General features: G+C 58.4%; 16 protein-coding genes. 12 read left to right on the forward strand and 4 right to left on the reverse strand.

Features of this window, described 5'->3' with window-relative positions; genetic code table 11:
- Nucleotides 1-48: 48 nt before the first annotated feature.
- Nucleotides 49-786 carry a metallophosphoesterase family protein gene (locus IVA79_RS15165; protein ID WP_247553986.1) on the reverse strand — a complete coding sequence of 246 codons (738 nt, stop codon included), beginning with the start codon at nt 784-786 and terminating at the stop codon, nt 49-51.
- Nucleotides 787-979: 193 nt separating this feature from the next.
- On the opposite strand from IVA79_RS15165, the gene IVA79_RS15170 reads away from it, so the two are divergent.
- Nucleotides 980-1,606 (forward strand): transglutaminase-like cysteine peptidase, encoded by a 627-nt coding sequence (locus IVA79_RS15170; RefSeq protein ID WP_247553988.1) that lies wholly within the window; start codon nt 980-982, stop codon nt 1,604-1,606.
- Between the two features lie 11 nt (nt 1,607-1,617).
- Here the strand turns inward: IVA79_RS15170 and IVA79_RS15175 are convergent, their stop codons facing one another.
- The 3 genes from IVA79_RS15175 to IVA79_RS15185 all read right to left on the reverse strand — a co-directional run bounded on the left by IVA79_RS15175 (nt 1,618) and on the right by IVA79_RS15185 (nt 3,959).
- A complete protein-coding gene (locus IVA79_RS15175; protein WP_247553990.1) occupies nt 1,618-2,802 on the reverse strand; it encodes a hypothetical protein in 1,185 nt (394 codons plus the stop codon).
- 235 nt (nt 2,803-3,037) lie between these two features.
- The gene (locus tag IVA79_RS15180; RefSeq protein ID WP_247553992.1) at nt 3,038-3,313 is read right to left on the reverse strand and encodes a hypothetical protein; all 276 of its coding nucleotides are present in this window, start codon (nt 3,311-3,313) and stop codon (nt 3,038-3,040) included.
- 76 nt (nt 3,314-3,389) lie between these two features.
- On the reverse strand, nt 3,390-3,959 hold the full coding sequence (locus tag IVA79_RS15185) for a hypothetical protein (RefSeq protein ID WP_247553994.1): 570 nt from the start codon (nt 3,957-3,959) through the stop codon (nt 3,390-3,392).
- 276 nt (nt 3,960-4,235) lie between these two features.
- Between IVA79_RS15185 and IVA79_RS15190 the strand changes: the two genes are divergently transcribed.
- The 11 genes from IVA79_RS15190 (at nt 4,236) to IVA79_RS15240 (ending at nt 17,545) form a co-directional block, all read left to right on the forward strand.
- Nucleotides 4,236-5,438, forward strand: a complete 1,203-nt coding sequence (locus IVA79_RS15190) for a polysaccharide biosynthesis/export family protein (RefSeq protein WP_247553996.1) — start codon at nt 4,236-4,238, stop codon at nt 5,436-5,438.
- Between the two features lie 288 nt (nt 5,439-5,726).
- The gene (locus IVA79_RS15195; RefSeq protein WP_247553998.1) at nt 5,727-6,188 is read left to right on the forward strand and encodes a hypothetical protein; all 462 of its coding nucleotides are present in this window, start codon (nt 5,727-5,729) and stop codon (nt 6,186-6,188) included.
- An 81-nt stretch (nt 6,189-6,269) separates the two neighbouring features.
- Nucleotides 6,270-7,718: an O-antigen ligase family protein gene (locus IVA79_RS15200; RefSeq protein ID WP_247554000.1), complete on the forward strand. Its 1,449-nt coding sequence runs from the start codon at nt 6,270-6,272 to the stop codon at nt 7,716-7,718.
- Nucleotides 7,719-7,860: 142 nt separating this feature from the next.
- The gene (locus IVA79_RS15205) at nt 7,861-8,472 is read left to right on the forward strand and encodes a hypothetical protein (protein WP_247554002.1); all 612 of its coding nucleotides are present in this window, start codon (nt 7,861-7,863) and stop codon (nt 8,470-8,472) included.
- 252 nt (nt 8,473-8,724) lie between these two features.
- Nucleotides 8,725-10,989 carry a polysaccharide biosynthesis tyrosine autokinase gene (locus tag IVA79_RS15210; protein WP_247554004.1) on the forward strand — a complete coding sequence of 755 codons (2,265 nt, stop codon included), beginning with the start codon at nt 8,725-8,727 and terminating at the stop codon, nt 10,987-10,989.
- Nucleotides 10,990-11,110: 121 nt separating this feature from the next.
- Complete coding sequence (locus tag IVA79_RS15215; RefSeq protein ID WP_247554005.1) at nt 11,111-11,743, forward strand: hypothetical protein; 633 nt, start codon at nt 11,111-11,113, stop codon at nt 11,741-11,743.
- A gap of 589 nt (nt 11,744-12,332) precedes the next feature.
- Nucleotides 12,333-13,337 (forward strand): glycosyltransferase, encoded by a 1,005-nt coding sequence (locus tag IVA79_RS36955; RefSeq protein WP_247554006.1) that lies wholly within the window; start codon nt 12,333-12,335, stop codon nt 13,335-13,337.
- A complete protein-coding gene (locus IVA79_RS15225; RefSeq protein ID WP_247554007.1) occupies nt 13,334-13,984 on the forward strand; it encodes a DapH/DapD/GlmU-related protein in 651 nt (216 codons plus the stop codon). The genes IVA79_RS36955 and IVA79_RS15225 overlap by 4 nt, the downstream gene beginning before the upstream one ends.
- A 73-nt stretch (nt 13,985-14,057) precedes the next feature.
- On the forward strand, nt 14,058-15,224 hold the full coding sequence (locus tag IVA79_RS15230) for a glycosyltransferase (protein ID WP_256465624.1): 1,167 nt from the start codon (nt 14,058-14,060) through the stop codon (nt 15,222-15,224).
- An 8-nt stretch (nt 15,225-15,232) separates the two neighbouring features.
- Nucleotides 15,233-16,138, forward strand: coding sequence for a glycosyltransferase family 2 protein (locus tag IVA79_RS15235; protein WP_247554009.1), 906 nt, complete (start codon nt 15,233-15,235; stop codon nt 16,136-16,138).
- A 66-nt stretch (nt 16,139-16,204) separates the two neighbouring features.
- Nucleotides 16,205-17,545 carry a hypothetical protein gene (locus tag IVA79_RS15240; RefSeq protein ID WP_247554010.1) on the forward strand — a complete coding sequence of 447 codons (1,341 nt, stop codon included), beginning with the start codon at nt 16,205-16,207 and terminating at the stop codon, nt 17,543-17,545.
- Nucleotides 17,546-17,614 lie beyond the last annotated feature (69 nt).

The raw sequence follows: 17,614 nt of genomic DNA on the forward strand, positions 1-17,614 counted from the left end.
AGGCCTGTGAGGGCGGAGCGAACGCGGGATTGAAAGGAAAGCAGGGACTTAAATTGCCATCAGACTATCGCCCTGGATCGTCAACAGCGTCAAGTTTCCGGTCGCATAGGCGCCGGTGTCGATGTTGATGCGGTTCGGGCGAATATCGGGCACGCTGACCGGCGTGTGACCGTGGACGATATATTTGCCGAAGCGCTCCTCGGAGGCCAGGAATTCCTCGCGGATCCAGAGCAGGTCTTCCTCCTTCTGGCGCTCGAGCGCGACGCCGGGCTTGATGCCGGCATGGACGAAGAAGAAGTCGCCGCAGGTAAAGGACGAGGGCAACTGCTGCAGGAAGGCTAAGTGCTCGGGCGGCAGCGCGCGCTTCAGTCCGTCGATCAGCTCGACCTGTTGCTCCGCCGATGGATTCATAGTCGGCGTGATGCCGTAGGAGACCAGCGTCAAGAGGCCGCCATAGTGGCGCCACTCCTGCAGGCGGGCGGGGTCCTTGAGCACCTCGAGCAGGAAGACCTCGTGGTTGCCCTTGAGGCAGACCGTCTCATGCGATTTCGAGCGTTCGATCAACAGATCAAGAACGGCGCGTGAGTCCGGGCCGCGGTCGACATAGTCGCCGAGAAAGACCTGGATGGCGCGCTCGGGGGCGGAGCGGGCCAGATCAGCGTCGATCACGGTTAACAGCGATTGAAGCAGATCAGCGCGTCCGTGCACGTCGCCGATGGCATAGACGCGAATGCCGTCGGGAAGCCGCGGCTTGGTCTTCTTTCGAAAGCGTCGGGAAAGGCCCATCAGGTCGGTCGAATCGCTTCTGGCGTCACGCGCGGAACGTCGTGACCGCTCTTAGCAGAACAAGTCACACATCGGTATTCTTAATTGTTTCCGACCGATGAGCTCGCATTTTGATTAAAGGATCGCGCGGCCTTTGAGCCGTATTTCAAGACGTCTCGCGTAGCGTCTCCTCAACAAGAACGGGGAGCGCGACATGCGCAAAGTTGTAAAGTTCCTGGCGGCCGTGGCCGCAATCGTCGTTGCTGCGGGGGTGCAGCAGCGCGCTGAAGCCGCTTTCGTCGGTGCGCCCTTGGGGCTGCGCGGTGCCATCCAGTACATCAAGTTCGACCAGCCGACGCTGGCGCCGATGGCCTTCACCATCTTCTGCTTGAAGTACAAGGACGAATGCAAGCCGCGGCCGCAGCAGATCGTGTTCAGGGGCGGCCGTCTGAAGCTCACGGCCGAGCGGCTGGCGCAAATGCAGGAGGTCAACCAGCGCGTCAATACCGCGATCCGTCCCGAGGCCAATCTGGAAGGGCTGCGCGGCGAGAAATGGCTGCTGCATCCGGCGAGCGGCGACTGCAACGATTACGCTGTGACAAAACGCCACGAATTGATCGCCAAGGGCTTTCCGGCGCGCTCGGTGCTGCTCAGCGAGGTCGTGACCACCTGGGGCGAGCATCATCTCGTGGTCGTGGTCCGCACCTTCGCCGGCGATCTCGTGCTGGACAATCTCTCCGGCCACATCATGCCCTGGTCGAAGAAGCCCTATCGCTGGGTTCGCATTCAGTCGCCCAAGAACCCGAACTACTGGGCCTCACTGGGCGATCGCTCGGTCTGATGCCCGGCGCTCTAGCGTGATGAGGATTGGCTGACGCTCTGCGACAGCCCCAATCCCACGATCACCGAAAGACACAGGATTGCTGCGGGCCGCAGCAATCCGGGGCCCGCGAAGCTCTGAACCAGCGCAAAGAGAGCGCAGGCCGCCGCTGCCGCGGGGAAGAACGAGTCGCGGCCGCGCTGCAAAGCGCCGAAGAACAGGCGCACCAGAGCGATCAGGCTCACCGCGATCATGGCAGCCAAGCCGATCCATCCCATCTCTGCAAAGATGGCCGTCGCCGTGGAGGGCGCCGTCAAAATAGCTCCAGCGTCGCTCTGATAGATCCTGCCCACCGCGGCAAAGGTCCCGGCGCCGGCGCCGAACCAGCGCGTGTCGGCCAGCATCCGCTCGAGGGCGGCCTTCGTCTCGGTCCCCATCTCCGGGACCAGCCGCAAGAGGACCGGTCCGGAGCTCTTCTCAAAGAGAAAGGTCAGGACGATCGCCGCGCCGATCAGAGCTGCCAGCGAGAGCGCGCCGGCTGCCAATGGCGACAGGTCGAGCCTGCGGATGACGAGGATCAGCAGGATCAGCACGATGCCGAAGCTTGCTGCGATCGCGCTGTTCGTGCCGGACAGGCCGAAGATCGCGAGCGCGCTGACCAGTGCGCCCACCAGGCCCAAAAGACCAAGCACGATCGAGCGAAGCAGCGAATGACGCGTCTCGGCGCGTTCGGCCGCGAGCTGCATGACCGCCAGGTTCAAGATGAGGCCGAAGCCGGCCAGGGTTGTTGCCAGCTCGGACGTTGCGGTGGCCTCGGCGACGGTTGGCGACAGCCGATGCAGATCCAAGGTCAAGGCGGACACTGCAGTGACACCAGCGAGGACGAAGAGGACCAGCTCGGCGCGGCCACGGTCGCGGACCACCAGGATGGTGACACCGAGCAACGCGATCGCCGCAAGCGCCTGGAACAGCGCATTCAGCGTCAGGCCGACATCGGCAGAGATCGACCCAATGGGCAGGCCGCCCAGGGCCTCACGGGTGCTCGGCCAGATCGGGTGCGCCAAGCTCAGCGGAAGCGGGGCAAGCTGGACAGCGATGCAAAGGGGAATCGCGATCAGAATCCACCGACCCCAGGCCAGTGCGCGCACATAGTGTTCGTAATCGGCCTTGCGCGCAGCTGAAGCGGCCGCGAGCAAGCTCAGCGCTGCGGCCATCATCCCGAGCTGCGCGCCGACCTTGGCGCCGGCGATTTCGAGAGCGGATGCTGAGACGATTGAAACGATGAGGGCAAAATAAGCGAGGGACAAACGGCGCGCTCGAACGGAATCCTGAAACGGTCAGGTCACCATACAAGTCGTCGATTGGTTTTCAAACAGAGGTCTCCGTCGGACCAACAGCTCGACCGTGAGCCGCGCGGTAGGCGCGAGCTCGTCGCAGGGTTGATCAGCGCGATCAGCGGGTGGCCTTGATCGGCCGAGCGAAGACGCGGCCGGCACGCGCGGCGGCAAGGCCAAAGCGCGCCCCTGACCCGAAGAGATAGCCGCCCTGGAGGGCGATGGCTGCGAACGCCACGCCTTTCAGGCTGTCGAGCACCGTGAGATCGAGCATCCAGCCGACCGGGATGGCGGCGAGCACCATGACGAAGGTCAGTGGCAGCAGCACCAGCACGCGAAAGCGTTGGCCCAGCACGGCACCCACGAGAAAGCTGAAAATCAAAAAGGCGGTCATCCGAAACACTCTCCGTGCCTCGGACCCTAGGTTCCCGACCTTAAAAAGACCCTTAAGCTGTATGGCTAAATTTGGCCTATTGGCTGCAATTTGCCAGCAGCGAATGATAGGCCTCCCGCAAGCCGTTCAGCGCCACCGTACCCTTGATCTCGCTGTCGCTTTCCCTGACCACCACGGACAGCGAGGGCGTCGTCTGCCATTTGCCGGCGGCAAAGGCCGAGACCTCATCGGGCAACAGCACCGCCGCCCCTGCGGCGGCCATGCTGGCGTCAAAGGTCAAGGTGCCGCCGCCGCTCGCGGCAATGGTGACCTTGGGACGGCTCCGCGGCGGGAAGGGCCGGATCAAGGCCACCAGCACGTCGATCTTGCCTTTTGGCGCACAGCGGACGATCAGGCCGGCGAAGTCCGGGTCAGATTGGGTCGTATCCGCGGTCTTGGTGATGGCCGCGAAGCTTTCGCCGTCCTTGGCCCCTTGCGTGCGGCTGAACTTCCAGACGGAGGAGGGGGCTGGGGTGGCCACCGCAACGATGGCTGCGCCCTGGCACGAAGATCGCGCGCCAGCGCAGGAAGCGGCCCGCTCCAACAGGCGGTCGGCGCCGCCAAGAAGCGATCCTGCCAGGAACGCGAACAGAAGGAGGCCAGGCACAGGGAGTCCTATCTTAATGGTTCCAGCTCTTAGCAGACGGGCTCGAGGCCAAGAAGCCTCGAGCTCGACACACGGAGCCCTTGAGTTGGGCGGTTTGCTGGGCAACCGGGCACACGAAATACAACAAATGGTCACAAAGGGTTAAACCAAGCCCCAAAGAGTGGCCGGCACGCCACAGTAGCCGACCGATTGCTCCGTTAACCACCGGGAACCCTTGTCGCACCACCCCCTAGGCCGTACCAATTTACGTCAACTGGGGACCCACGGGCGCGATTCATGTCATCTATTTCCAAGATCTATGTTTTGAAGCCAGCGTTTCTGGCAGCCGCTTTGGCGCTCGGAGCCTGTTCGACCAATCCCGGCTCGGGTCCGCTGACGGACGACGTCAACAACAAGATCCAAACCGAAAACGCGCCGGCCTACGAACTGGTGCCGCTCAATCCGGCCACGGTGAAGATCCTGCACACCCACGAGCCCAAGGGGCTCGCCGGCGTGTTCACCGACAAGCGGCCGCCGGCCAGCATCGTATTTGGCATCGGCGACGTCGTCAGTGTCACCATCTTCGAAGCCGCGGCAGGCGGTCTGTTCATCCCGGCGGAAGCCGGCGTCCGCCCGGGCAACTATGTGACGATCCCGGATCAGTCGGTCGACAATGATGGCTTCATCACGGTGCCTTATGCCGGCCAGATCAAGGCCGCGGGCCTGACGGCAGTCCAAATCCAGCGCGCGATCGTCGAGAAGATCGGCAACCGCGCCATCGAGCCGCAGGCGGTGGTTTCGATGTCCTCGCAGCGGACCCAGCTCATCAGCGTGCTCGGCGAAGTCAATTCGCCGGCGCGTTATCCGGCGAGCGCGGCGGGCGCCAAGGACAAGGTGCTCGACGCGATCACCCGCGCCGGCGGCATCAAGGGCCAGGGCTTCGAGACCTGGGTCATGCTGGAGCGTGGCGGACGGCGGGCCACTGTGCCGTTCGAAAATCTCGTGATGGCGCCCGAGAACAACGTCTATGTGCGCCCGGACGACAGCATCTACGTCTATCGCGAGCAGCAGAAGTTCCTGGCGTTCGGCGCCAGCGGTCAGAGCGGCGAGTTCAACTTCGATGCCTGGCGCATCAATCTCGGCGAAGCCGTCGGCAAGGCTGGTGGTCTGCTCGACGGTCAGGCCGATCCAGCTTCCGTGTATCTCTATCGCCGCGAGCCACGTGAGGTCGCTGCCCAACTCGGCATCGACGTGAGCAAGTACACGTCAGAAACGATCCCGGTCATCTTCAACGTCAACTTCCGCGACCCCGGCGGCTTCTTCCTCGCCACCAAGGTCATGATGAAGAATCAGGACATCATCTACGTCTCGAACTCGCGCAACGTCGAAGTTGCCAAGTTCCTGAATTACCTGCGGGTGATCATGGCGACGGGCGGCGATGCCGTGAACCTCACCAACGATGCGCTGATCCTCCGCAACAACATCAAGCTGGCGCCGTAAGACGCGGGCTTGATCGACCAAAGGTAGTGGCACCGGGGCTTTGTCCCGGTGCCACTTTCGTTTAGATCGAAGCGGTTCTGCTGCGGCTACGAGTTCGGAATAGGATCAAGGCGCCGCTGAGCACGGCACGCCGGTCATCGGGCACCGCGCAGTGTTGCAAGGGGCTTCATGGGCTTTCGAACATTCTGGCGTCTTCTCGCTCTCGTCCCGCCCGCCTTCGGGTTTGCACCGGTCGGGACGGCTGTCGGCGCTGCCGCAGAGCTGGGCGTCCGCCATCGCATCGACGTGATGATCTCCGCCGAGCCGGATGCCCCGATCTTCTCGCGCCTCAAGGGGGCCAGGGGCGAGCTTTCGTTCACGGTTCGGCTGTCGGCGAACTCCAGGGAGAGCAAGTTCTTCGGGATGCTGCGCCCGTCGTTCCCGAATGTCGTTGTTCCCGATGGTCCGGGCATACCGCTGGTCCAACAGACCAAGCTGTGGGAGGAGGACGTCTGCCATCAGCGCCGCGGGTTGCCGAAAGTCACCGTGACCCAGCTCGGCGGGCATTTTGCGGAAGGCGAGGGACGGATTGAGATTTCCGCGATCAACCGGCACATCGGCGTCCTGGTCCCGCCCGACGAATTAACCCCCGGAATAAAACTCGATCAGGGGAGTGATAGCTTTGGGCTATTCTACGCCTTCCGGGCGCAGACCCGGAACAGCCGCCTGAACGTGGATCTGAAGATCTATCCGATCGATTGCTTCCCATAGGCTCGAACAGAGCTCGCAAGAACGACAATGCGCCTTTGGCCTCCCAACATAGACTGGTCCAGGATTCGTTGGTCGTGGAGCTTGCCTGCGACCTTCATCCTGTTCTTCGTGGCCGCCGCCGCGCCGTTCCCGTTCGGCTCGACCAATGATCTGTCGATCGCGTTCTGGTGCCTGTGTCTCGGAATGGCGGTGATCTTCGCGCCGACGCGCGATCTGCGGGCGTCACGTCTTTGGCTGCTCGCCGGCATCGGCGTGATCGTCGCCGGTTATGCATTCGTGCTGCACGAGCAGCTCTCCGACCATCCGTGGGTCGCGCCTTTCCAGCCGATCTGGAAGCAGGCCTCGGATCTGCTCGGCGTGCCGATTGCCCCGTCCGCTTCGATCGTGAAGAACGAGGCGTTCTTCGCGCTCGGCGCGCCGCTCGCCAACATCCTCGCCATCATCCTTGGCATCACCGTCGGTGCCGATCGCGAGCGCGCACGCCGGTTGCTGTGGGTGATCGCGATCTCGGGCGCGCTCTATGCCCTCTACGGCGTACTCTCGTTCCTGATCGAGCCCACCATGATCCTCTGGCGGGACAAGACCGCCTATCTCGGCAGCGTCACCGGCACCTTCATCAACCGCAACACGGCGGCGGCCTATTTCGGCTCCTGCGCGGTGATCTGGATGCTGCTGATCTTGGAGGATGTCCGCCGCCGCCTTCCCGAGCGTCATATCGAGTGGCGGCGCCTGTCGCTCGATGTGCGCGCGATCCCGCCAAAAGAGATCCTGCCGCAGCTTGGCTGCCTGCTGATGTGCCTGATGGCGATGTTCATGACTGGCTCGCGCGCCGGTGTCGGCCTGTCGCTGCTGGCGATGATCGTCTCGACGACAATTTTTCTCAGAAAGGATTTGCCGCCACGAACCGGCATCTGGATTGCGCTGGGTGCCGGCGTAACGATTGCGCTTGGCCTATTGCAGCTGTTCGGTGGCCGCGTCTCCAGCCGGTTCGACAGCCAGGGCCTCGTCGACGAGGGCCGCATCGAGGCCTGGAAATCCACATTGCGGATCATCGGCGACAATCCCTGGTTCGGCACCGGCATGGGCACCTTCCAATGGGCCTTCCCGCCGTACCGCAGCCCCAACATCTCGATTCGTGGCGTCTGGGATGCCGCGCATTCGACCCCGCTGGAGCTTGCCTCCGAGGTGGGCATTCCCATGGCGCTCCTGGTGTCGCTGGGCTGGGCGGTGATGCTGCTCGTGTTGGCGCGGGGCGTGTTCGGACGCCGACGCGATGTCATTATCCCACTGTCCGCGGCGGCGACCGCGACGCTGTCGCTGTTGCATTCCTGCCTTGATTTCACGCTCCAGGTGCCCGGCTACAGCATTCCATTCTTTGCGCTTTTCGGCGCGGGCCTGGCGCAATCCTTCCGCACCAAAGAGGGCCGCATCCCAGCGGATGCAGTCTCTGCCAGTCGGCGAGGCGAGGGCCCTCCGACAACTGCGGACACAACCCTGCGGCGAACGCCCCAGCTTCACAAAAGTGTCTAGATTTGAAGCAGTTGCGTCGTTTACGAAGTCTTTAGAATAAATGGACAGCCCTTTTCTCTTCGGATAAGTTTCCTGCACTGCACAGCCATTTGCCCGGGCCGAGGAAGCACATCGGGGCAGCTGATTTTTTGGAGGTTGATTTATGAGCGTTATCAAGACTGCGCTTCGCATGGCTGCGGCCGCGGCCCTCGCCGCGACGATCACCTCAGCCGCCAGCGCCGCCATTTACCCGCCGCAGCGCCAGCTGCCGGCCACAGTCATTTCAGAGTTCAAGGCTTCTCCAAACAGTCTGTTGCAGCAATATCCGACCGGCGGTCCGCAGCTGATATCGCGCGCGCGCGATCTCGGCGCCTCCGATCCGACCACGCTCCCGAGCCTGATCGCGCTGCTGAAGGATCCCGCGACGACCACCGAGCAGATGCGCGCGATCGTCGCCGGCCTCGCCCAGGTCGCCCGCATGGCCGCGCAGCAGGATCAGGCCTACGCCAATGAAATCCAGGCGGCGATCGCCGGCACCGGCAATCCCGACGTGATCGCGGCCTACCAGGCTGCGACCGGCGACGTCGCGATCGCCGCGACCGGCGGCGGCGCGGGCGGCGGCACCGGCGCAGGCGGTCCAACCGGCAACGGCTTCCCGACCGGCGGCGGTGGCGGCGGAATCGTCGTGTTCGGTAACAACACGACCGGGAATAGCGCTCCCAACGGGGGCAGCGGTGGCGTCAGCGGCAGCACGAACAGCGTCAGCCCGCGCTGATCGGAGCCGGCCCATGAGACATCAGGGCAGCGGCGCCATCGAGCGCTGCTCTGCTTTTGCGTCGTTAAGCTTCATGCAAAGTCTCGCGTAAGCGGCGCTGTGCGCTGCATCAACCACGTTCAATTGCAGACAGGATTGTGCTAGTCTTGCACGCAGCGCGGGCTTGGCATCGGGTTTCCTCCGGGGCGCAGGTGGGCTTGTGGCGAACGTCATCCTTAAACGACACATCGATCCATTTTCAGGAATTGCTAGATGTTGCAGGTGAACAAGCCGACCTCGGAAATCAACCGTGATTTCGCCGAGGCCGACGGCTCCCAGGCGCAGACGCTGACTTCCTATGTCGACATAGTCCGCCGCCAGTTCCCGACCATGGTCGCAATCGTGTCGGCCTGCGTTATCCTGGCGCTGCTCTATCTCTTCACCGCCGCACCGCAATTCACCTCGACCGCTTCGATGGTGATCGATACGCGTAAGGTGCAGCTTTTTCAGCAACAATCTATGCTGAGCGACATCGCTGTCGACTCGCCGACGGTAGAAACGCAGGTTGAAATCCTAAAATCCGAGAATATCAGCCTCGCGGTAACTCGTGATCTGCATCTCATCGACGATCCAGAATTCACGGGCGGCGGTGGTGGGGCATTAGGCTCTTTGATTCAGTTCGTATCCAGTTTGATCTCGAGCGGGCCGTCCCCATCGGAATTTGAGCTGACTCGCAAGGCGCTCGAACGATTTGAGAAAAGCCGCACGATTAAGCGACTAGGTATGACTTACGTCATGGAGATCGGCTTTACCTCAAAGGACCCTCAGAAGGCAGCCAAGATCGCCAATTCGATCGCTGACGCCTACATCGTCGATCAGCTTGAGGCGAAATATCAGGCGACGCGTCGCGCCAGTGTCTGGCTGCAGGACCGCATCAAGGAGCTGCGCACCCAGGCCTCCGCCGCGCAGAAGGCGGTGGTCGATTTCAAGATCGCCAACAACATCGTCGATAGCGGCGGGCGGCTGATGAACGAGCAGCAGCTCGCCGAGGTGAACAGCCAGCTGGTGATGGCGCATGCGTCGACCGCGGAGGCCAAGGCCCGGATGGACCGCATCAACGACATCCTCAAGCAGGACGTTCCGGACGCCAACGTCACCGACGCGCTGAAGAACGACACCATCGTCAAGCTGCGCGGGCAATATGTCGACATGGCCTCCAAGGAATCGATTTGGTCGGCCAAGTACGGATCGGACCACCTCGCTGCGGTCAATCTGCGCAAGCAAATGGCGGAGATCAAGAGGAACATCCAAGACGAACTCAGACGCATCCAAGAGTCTTACAAGAGCGAGCACGACATCGCGGTCACGCGCGAGGAAGCGATCAAAACCAGCCTCAATAGCGTTGTCTCGCAATCCCAACTGACCAATCAGGCACAAGTCCAGTTGCGCGAGCTTGAGAGTAACGCGCAGTCCTATCAGGCCATGTATGACAACTTTCTTCAGCGCTACATGGAATCCGTGCAGCAGCAATCTTTTCCTATTACCGAAGCGCGCGTGATTAGCGCGGCGACAACCCCATTAACGAAGAGTTCTCCCAAGACGCTCATCGTTCTTTTGGTCAGCGTGCTGGGCGGCCTGCTAGTAAGTTTCGGCGTTGCAATCGCGCGAGAATTTGGCGACAGAGCATTCAGGACAACCGGGCAAGTCGAGGAGGCATTGGGAGCGAGTTGCATTGCAATCCTGCCGGCCCTGTCGAATGGACGACGAGCGTCACCGGCCGGTGGCAGCTGGTTGCCAAATCGTAAGGATATCTATCAACCGGATCTCTTGCGCTATATTGTCGATAACCCACTGTCTCGTTTCACGGAAGCCGTGCGTTCTATAAAGGTGGCGGTGGATCTGAGTTCCATCGTGCGTGAGAACCGTGTGGTCGCAGTAACCTCTACGTTGCCGAACGAGGGGAAGAGCACAATTTCAACTAATCTGGCACAGCTCATTGCGCATAGCGGGGCGCGCGTCATTTTGGTCGATGCCGATCTACGAAATCCGTCGCTTTCACGCGCTTTGGTGCCAAAGGCTGCCACGGGTTTGCTGGATGTCGTGGCGCAGAAGGTCCAGCTCGAGGACGCACTAACCATCGATCCCGAAACGAAGCTGGCCATCCTGCCCGCAGGCGTGACCCATATCTCAAAGCTAGTACACACGAACGAAATTCTGGCCTCCAAAGCTATGCATACTGTTATTAGCTTGTTACGCGAGAGATTCGACTACGTTGTAATTGATATGCCGCCGATGGCGCCGGTCGTCGACGTCCGCGTCACGTCGCCATTTGTTGACTCTTATCTGTTCGTAGTCGAATGGGGCAAAACGAAGATGGATGTGGTCAAACACAATCTTCGCAACGCGCCGGAGGTTCAGAACAAGCTGCTCGGGGTCGTCCTAAACAAGGCGGATACGAGACTCCTCGCGCGCTACGAATCGTATCACGGTCGCTATTACTATCAGAAATACTACGCTCGTTATGGGTATGTGGAATAGCCACCGCCGGGGATGGCGAATATCTTTGTGCGTCATGCCTTTGATGGGCGCTGTTGCTGTCCTTTGGGCCGCAACTGTCCTGCCGTCGCTTCAGCAGAGTTTGCAGGCACGGCAGATAGCCATGCGGATCATCGCTGACGATCGCTTCAAGCGTGGTTTGCTGGTGGGCCTACTTACTCGTGCTCAGCAAGCGTCGAAACACTTCATCCAGCAGCCCGAGTTGTTGAGAGCCATGGCGTTGATTGCGCTGCGTACGGCCGAAGAAGTCAATCAGAAGAGCGCTTCAGAGGATGGGGGCCGCGAGATCGAGATTGCTCAGATGCAACTCAGGACGTCGCTACTTATGAGTCCAAGCGACTCGTTTCTCTGGCTGATGCTCTATTCGATTAACATTTCGCAGAATGGATTGAGTTCAAGCGATGTCGCTTACCTGGATCAATCTTATACAACTGGTCCATATGAGGGCTGGATCGCACTTCGTCGTAACAGAGAGGTGTTAGCCGCGTTTCCCTTCCTCCCTGGCGTCCTGCAAAAGCGTGTGATTTCGGAATTTTCCGCAATGGTCGATTCTGATTTCATTGACGATGCTGCGCTCAATGTGATGACGGTGGGATGGGCCTTTCGCGAGCGTTTGGCCGCGGGCCTCGAGCAGGTCGACCTGATTAGCCGGGAAAGGTTAGCCAAGCGGCTTGCTACTGATCGTGTGAAGCTTAGGATACCCGGTGTTGAGATTGATGACAGGCCCTGGAGATGAAATCGCTCGCTGAAATTTGCGTTTGGCGCCGGTTTTTCGTGACATTTGCTCTTCTTCAGGCTTGTCTATTGCCCGTCAGGGCTCAATCCAGTGACGCGAGTTCAGCATCCCGGTTGACGATGCAAGGCGCGGCTGACCAAGGGGGGGCACCCATCGTGCGGGATGCACTGGGGCGCCCGTGTCTAGACATTGAGGCCGCGGCTCGGGCCGAAGTGGTTAACCCCGATATGCTCGATCACGTTGTTAGCCTTAAGAACAATTGCTCGCGCATCATTCGTGCAAAGGTATGTTACTTCAATGGTGATCATTGCAATGATGTTGTCGTTCGAGGCTATAGCAGGGTTGATACGATTTTGGGAGCGATGCGTGGCGTGAAATTTTTTCGATACTCCATCGTTCAGAAGTAAGTCACCGTCAAACCCTCCGACTTAAAATGCACCGTTCCGCCTCAGCCTCCGCCGCAAAGAGTGGCACTCTTGCCGTTACACGCAAGCCGCGCGTCCTAGTGGTCGGTCCACACAGGCTGGCGCGACAAACGAGCATGCGGTTGTACTCTCGTTGGTTAGCCGATGCGCTTGAGGAATTCGCAGTGGTCAAGCGCTCCCAAGCGCCTGCTATATTCCTGACGCGGCTGACGAGTTCGTCCCGCATCAGCAAGTACTGCTTTTACCTCGACCAGTTCGTTCTTCTGCCTATCATCCTGTTTTTCTGGCAACTGAAGTTCGATGCGATAATTATAGGTGACCATTCGAATGGTCCCTCCGGCTTCCTTGTTATTCCCAAGAAGCTCGTTGTAATGGTTCACGATAGCATTGCGATCCGCGGTGGTTTGGGCCAGATCCCAGACTATGATCGCAGCGTTGGAAGATTGGGAGCGATGCTGCAGCGGTTGATCGTTCTTTCTCTCCGTAAATCGCAGGCGGTCCTCGCCAATCCGGGGCCACTAAGTCAGGAACTGCGAGAGTTGGGGGTCAGTTGTCATATCGAGGTGATTGGTTGCCCAGTAGACATTTCTCGGCTGACTCATCAGAAGGCTATGCCGCCACGCCAGATAACTGAGTTGGAGAAATTTGCGCTCTATGTGGGGTCAGACGCCGGACGGAAGCGAAAAGCCCTTTTGGTGGATGTCTGGAGATCCGATGCTCTCTGGAAAAGCGAATATAAGTTGGTGTTCGCGGGATTCACGTCGGAACGCAACAAGAGGCAATTTGAAGAGCTGCTACCAGATCGAATAACGTGCGTGAATGACGTTACAGAGGCCGAACTAAGATGGTTATACGAAAACTGTTCTTGCGTGATTACGGCGAGCGCACACGAGGGATTCTGCATTCCAATATTGGAAGCGATATTCTTTGAGAAATGCGTGATCACGCCGAACAATCCATTCTTTAAAGAAGTCTTCGGGCCGAATGTGAACGCGGTAATGGAGCTTGATGGTCGCGATGCACAGCGCATTCTCAGCGCCATCGATGGGTATGATCCGTCACAATCCGCGCTGCCGCGAGAGGAGCTTCTAACGAGATATTCGTTTCCAACGTTCGCTCAATCGGTTCGTAGGGTAATCGCGTCCATGATGAAGTATCGAAGATCATGAAAATCGTCCTTGCCCTTCTGCTGCTAGTCCTTCCGTGGCGGCTGCGCCGACTGGTCTTGCAAGCTTGCTTCGGCTACGACCTCGATCCTCAATCCAGTGTCGGCTTTTCGATCGTTCTGGCAAAAAAAGTTGTCCTCAAGGACCGCAGTCGCATAGGGCATCTTACCGTTATACGTGGTTTGGACGAACTCCGTCTCAGCACAAACAGCCGTATCGGAAATCTGAACTGGATAACCGGATTTCCTTCATCAGCTGATGGCAGTGGACGCCGATCGGCACTGCTCATCGAAGAGCATGCCGCGATAACTCATCGGCATCTCTTGGATTGCTCAGATAGCGTCGTCATAGGAAAATTTTCGACAGTGGCTGGCTGGAACTCCCAGTTCATCACGCATTCCATCGACTTAAATATTGCTCGACAGACGGCGAAGCCGATCCGCATCGGCAAATACTGCTTCGTGGGCAGTCGTTCAATTTTGGTAAAGGGGGCCGAACTGCCCGATTACTCAGTCTTGGCGGCCGGAGGTGTCCTTACGGAGAAGTTCACCGAAAGCTACTGCATTTACGGCGGTGTGCCCGCGAGGAAGGTGGGCGAGCTGCCGGAAGAGGCGAAGTACTTTGGTCGGAATGTTGGATATATCAATTGATAAAGCGCAGAGCGTTGAGCAAAGCCCGATGTATTGCGGAGCTTGTTCGGCTCGAACCTAGACGGGCAGTCAAATGAAGATAGTCCATGTTATCCCTTCGCTCGCCCCGCTTCACGGTGGGCCGACGTTTGTTGCAATGAATCTCACAAAGGCCCTAGCGGATCGCGGGCATGACGTTCATCTCGTCACAACTGATCGAGCGGGCGTTCCGGATCTGCGTTGGCTCGATAATGTCTCGGTTCGCGTAGTAAAGGAGAAATTCTCGCCGTATGCGTATGCTCCGGGTTTGGCGCGGGAATTGAAGCCGCTCATTCCAGCTTCGGATGTCGTCCACATTCACGGGCTCTACCTCTATCCCACAGTCCTGGCCGCAAAGCTCGCCTTAAGGCACGGAGTGCCGTACATTGTGCGGCCGGCTGGAGCGCTTGATCCATACCATCTGAGTCGCAAGGTCCTCAAAAAAGCGGTTTTTGACCGGCTCGTTCACAATCGAGTCTTGCGAAACGCTTCCGCGTTTCACTTTACGACCGAGGTCGAGATGGAAATTTCGCAGCCTCGTACGTACGCTCGGAAGAGCATAGTTGTGCCAAATGGTCTGGACGTCGCCGGAATAGAGAGATTGTCTCAGAAAGGTCGTTTCCGGAAGACATTGGGCAAAGCAGGTTCGAAGAAGCTGGTGCTCTTTCTGGGCAGAATTAACTACAAGAAGGGATTCGAAATTCTCATCCCCGCATTTGCGACTCTAAGAAAATCGATTCCGGACGTTCACCTCGTGATAGCCGGCAATGACGATGGTCATTTATCGGCCGTTCGGGCCCTGATAGAGGCACACGATATCGCGGAAGACTGTACAGTGACCGGCTTCCTCGGGGCGCCAGAGAAATTCGAGGCGCTGGCGGACGCCGACGTGTTCGCATTGCCCTCATACTCGGAGAATTTTGCCAACGCGCTATTCGAGGCTTTGGCATGCGGTACGCCATGCGTTATTTCAAATCGAGTGAACAGCTGGCCGGAGGTAGCTGCAGCTGGTGCAGCGGCTGTGATTGATACGAAGGTTGAGGATCTGGTCGATGCGCTCGGGGAAGTGCTCTCGAGCGCCGAGCGGCGGGGTGCGCTTTCGCAGAACGCGCGCGACTTTACGAGACAAAACTATGACTGGTCGACTATCGCATCTAAGCTAGAGTACGAATATCAGTCGCTCGTGAATAGCAAGGGCGGTGCTTCTGGTTCGCAAAAGTGACGCTCCACATGCCAGCTTCCGTAACCGCGATCATTCTGACCTATAACGAAGAGCTTCATATCGAGCGTTGCATTGGTAGCTTAAGGGCGCATGTAGAGAGAATCGTAGTGGTCGATTCTGGATCTACGGATGGAACCGTTGAGAGTGCGACGCGATGCGGAGCGGATGTGTATCGCCATCCCTTTAAGAATTATGCGACCCAGTTTAATTGGGGGCTCGAGAACTGTGCGATAACGACCGAGTGGGTAATGCGCATTGATGCAGATGAGTTTATCGACGCGGAATTGGGGCGCCAAATCAGCACCAACTTGCCGACGGCGCGGCCGGAGATCAATGGTTTCATTGTAGAGCGTCGGATTACATTTCTCGGAAAAACGATCCGCTTTGGTGGCGGTGTGTCCCCTCAGAGCCTACTCAAAATCTGGAGAAGAGATAAGGGGGCGGTGGAAAACAGATGGATGGATGAGCATACCATCTTATTCGAGGGAAGCACTTCAACGCTTCAGGGAATTCTAACGGACGACAACCTCAAGGGTTTCGCCTTTTGGGTCGATAAGCACAATCGGTACGCATCTCGTGAGATGATCGATACCCTTAATTCGGAGCACGAGTTCTTTGACGAGCCGTCTTCAATCAATCTTTCGACTGAAGCGAAAGTAAAGCGGGTTGCGAAGAAGTCTTTCTATGCACGACTGCCTCTGTTCTATCGCGCCTTCTGGTATTTCTTCTATCGATATTTCTTGAGGTTCGGATTTCTCGACGGGACATTGGGGCTAGTGTTTCATCTGATGCAAGGCCTTTGGTACAGACTGTTGGTAGATATACGAATAACTGAGGCCAAAGCATTCATTAGATCGAATGGCGTAGCTGCGTTCAAGGCCATGATGGAAGAGCGTCACGGTCTCAAAATCTAGGGATTCGTGTGTCGGCGATGTACGAGCCGGAGCATGCCGGTCGCGTCGAAATAAGGATGTTGGTTCTTGAGCTTTGACGACTTGATTAAAAGTTTGCCGAGTAGAGTCTCTTCTATTGCCGATCGGCTTGGGGCGACGATGCTCGCGAATCTGGCCAACCAGGCCGTTGTTGTGTTTTCGCAGATTGCGGTGGTGCCGATCCTAATTGCATCTTGGGGGCTGGCCGGCTTCGGAACATGGATTGTACTTACTGCTGTGCCAACTTACGCGGGATTGTCGGACTTTGGATTGAGCATCTCCGCGAAATCTGACATGGCCATGCGCGTGTCGAGAGGTGACCTTAGTGGTGCCAGGCAGACGCTATCTAGCGTGCTCGCGATCGCAATCGTTATGATTGTGCTATTTGGATTGGCATACATCGCCGCCATCTTCGCGTTAGATTGGACGCGAATCCTTTCACTTGGCTCCAGTATCACTGAGCACAGTGCGAAGGTTGTGCTCTGTTTAGGGCTCGTTCAGATTGTTTTCTATCAAGCATTTCTCTTCTCGGCCACGATCATCCGCGCTATGGGGCGGCCCGCCTTAGAAAGTTCACTTTCAGCGATTGGTCGCGGAAGTGAGATATTAGCTGTGGTGATAGTGGCCAGATTGGGCGGATCGCTTGCTGCTGCAGCCGCCGCCTGGGCTTGCTCACGAGTGCTGTTATCCGTGGGGATTTGGATCGCCGTATTATATCGGTATCCAATGATGCGGCCTGGTGCCCTACTCGTGAGCAGGACCCGAATCAAGTCCCTGCTGGGTCCTTCGATCGGTTACGCGATGATGCCTGTTGCTCAATCGATTGCAATTCAGGGAACAACGCTGGCTGTCTCTTCCTTCTCTGGCCCTTCGGGGGCAGCTGCCTTCAATACCATTAGGGTGATAACCCGGCTTGGTACCCAATTGGCCAACACGGTAAACAATTCATTCGTGCCTTACTACTCGTACGCGATTGGGCGCAACTCAGGCGTCCTTCGGCTCTTTAAAGAGCATATGGGACTTATTCTTTTCTCCCTTGTCGTTTATCTGGCTCTGGTCATGATGCTTGGAGAAATGTTTCTGCGGATTATCTCAAAAGGAAAGATCCCTTTCGAACCGGGCCTCTTTTCGATTTTGGTTGCCGCTGGCTGCGCCGAGATGCTTTTTAGCAGCATCATTTCAATGCAATCTGCTGCGAATAAAGTCGGGCCTATTGCAGGAAGCTACGCTTTGTTCGCGATCGCAACCGTATCGCTTTCGTACGTATTCGGCGCTACTTTGGGAGTAACCGGAGTCGCGAGCCTTGTCCTCGCCGCGAGCCTTGCAACTTTGGGGGCTAGCGTATTCGTCCTGTTCGATAAGTCGAGAAGTGTACTGCGGGGTGGGTAGCTGCTGCTCATTGAGCCTGGTAACGTTCCGAGCAGAATGGCGTGATAGCTCAGCAGACGTTCGTGATAT

This window comes from Bradyrhizobium sp. 138 (genome assembly GCF_023074075.1).
Lineage (GTDB): Bacteria > Pseudomonadota > Alphaproteobacteria > Rhizobiales > Xanthobacteraceae > Bradyrhizobium.

What these genes read in the sequence shown, in the direction of transcription:
- IVA79_RS15210 (WP_247554004.1), top strand. Translation starts at nt 8,725, where the DNA reads ATGTTGCAGGTGAACAAGCCGACCTCGGAAATCAACCGTGATTTCGCC.
- IVA79_RS15165 (WP_247553986.1), bottom strand. Translation starts at nt 786, where the DNA reads ATGGGCCTTTCCCGACGCTTTCGAAAGAAGACCAAGCCGCGGCTTCCC.
- IVA79_RS15205 (WP_247554002.1), top strand. Translation starts at nt 7,861, where the DNA reads ATGAGCGTTATCAAGACTGCGCTTCGCATGGCTGCGGCCGCGGCCCTC.
- IVA79_RS15170 (WP_247553988.1), top strand. Translation starts at nt 980, where the DNA reads ATGCGCAAAGTTGTAAAGTTCCTGGCGGCCGTGGCCGCAATCGTCGTT.
- IVA79_RS15175 (WP_247553990.1), bottom strand. Translation starts at nt 2,802, where the DNA reads ATGATGGCCGCAGCGCTGAGCTTGCTCGCGGCCGCTTCAGCTGCGCGC.
- IVA79_RS15225 (WP_247554007.1), top strand. Translation starts at nt 13,334, where the DNA reads ATGAAAATCGTCCTTGCCCTTCTGCTGCTAGTCCTTCCGTGGCGGCTG.
- IVA79_RS15230 (WP_256465624.1), top strand. Translation starts at nt 14,058, where the DNA reads ATGAAGATAGTCCATGTTATCCCTTCGCTCGCCCCGCTTCACGGTGGG.
- IVA79_RS15190 (WP_247553996.1), top strand. Translation starts at nt 4,236, where the DNA reads ATGTCATCTATTTCCAAGATCTATGTTTTGAAGCCAGCGTTTCTGGCA.
- IVA79_RS15215 (WP_247554005.1), top strand. Translation starts at nt 11,111, where the DNA reads ATGCGGATCATCGCTGACGATCGCTTCAAGCGTGGTTTGCTGGTGGGC.
- IVA79_RS15180 (WP_247553992.1), bottom strand. Translation starts at nt 3,313, where the DNA reads ATGACCGCCTTTTTGATTTTCAGCTTTCTCGTGGGTGCCGTGCTGGGC.
- IVA79_RS15235 (WP_247554009.1), top strand. Translation starts at nt 15,233, where the DNA reads ATGCCAGCTTCCGTAACCGCGATCATTCTGACCTATAACGAAGAGCTT.
- IVA79_RS15195 (WP_247553998.1), top strand. Translation starts at nt 5,727, where the DNA reads ATGATCTCCGCCGAGCCGGATGCCCCGATCTTCTCGCGCCTCAAGGGG.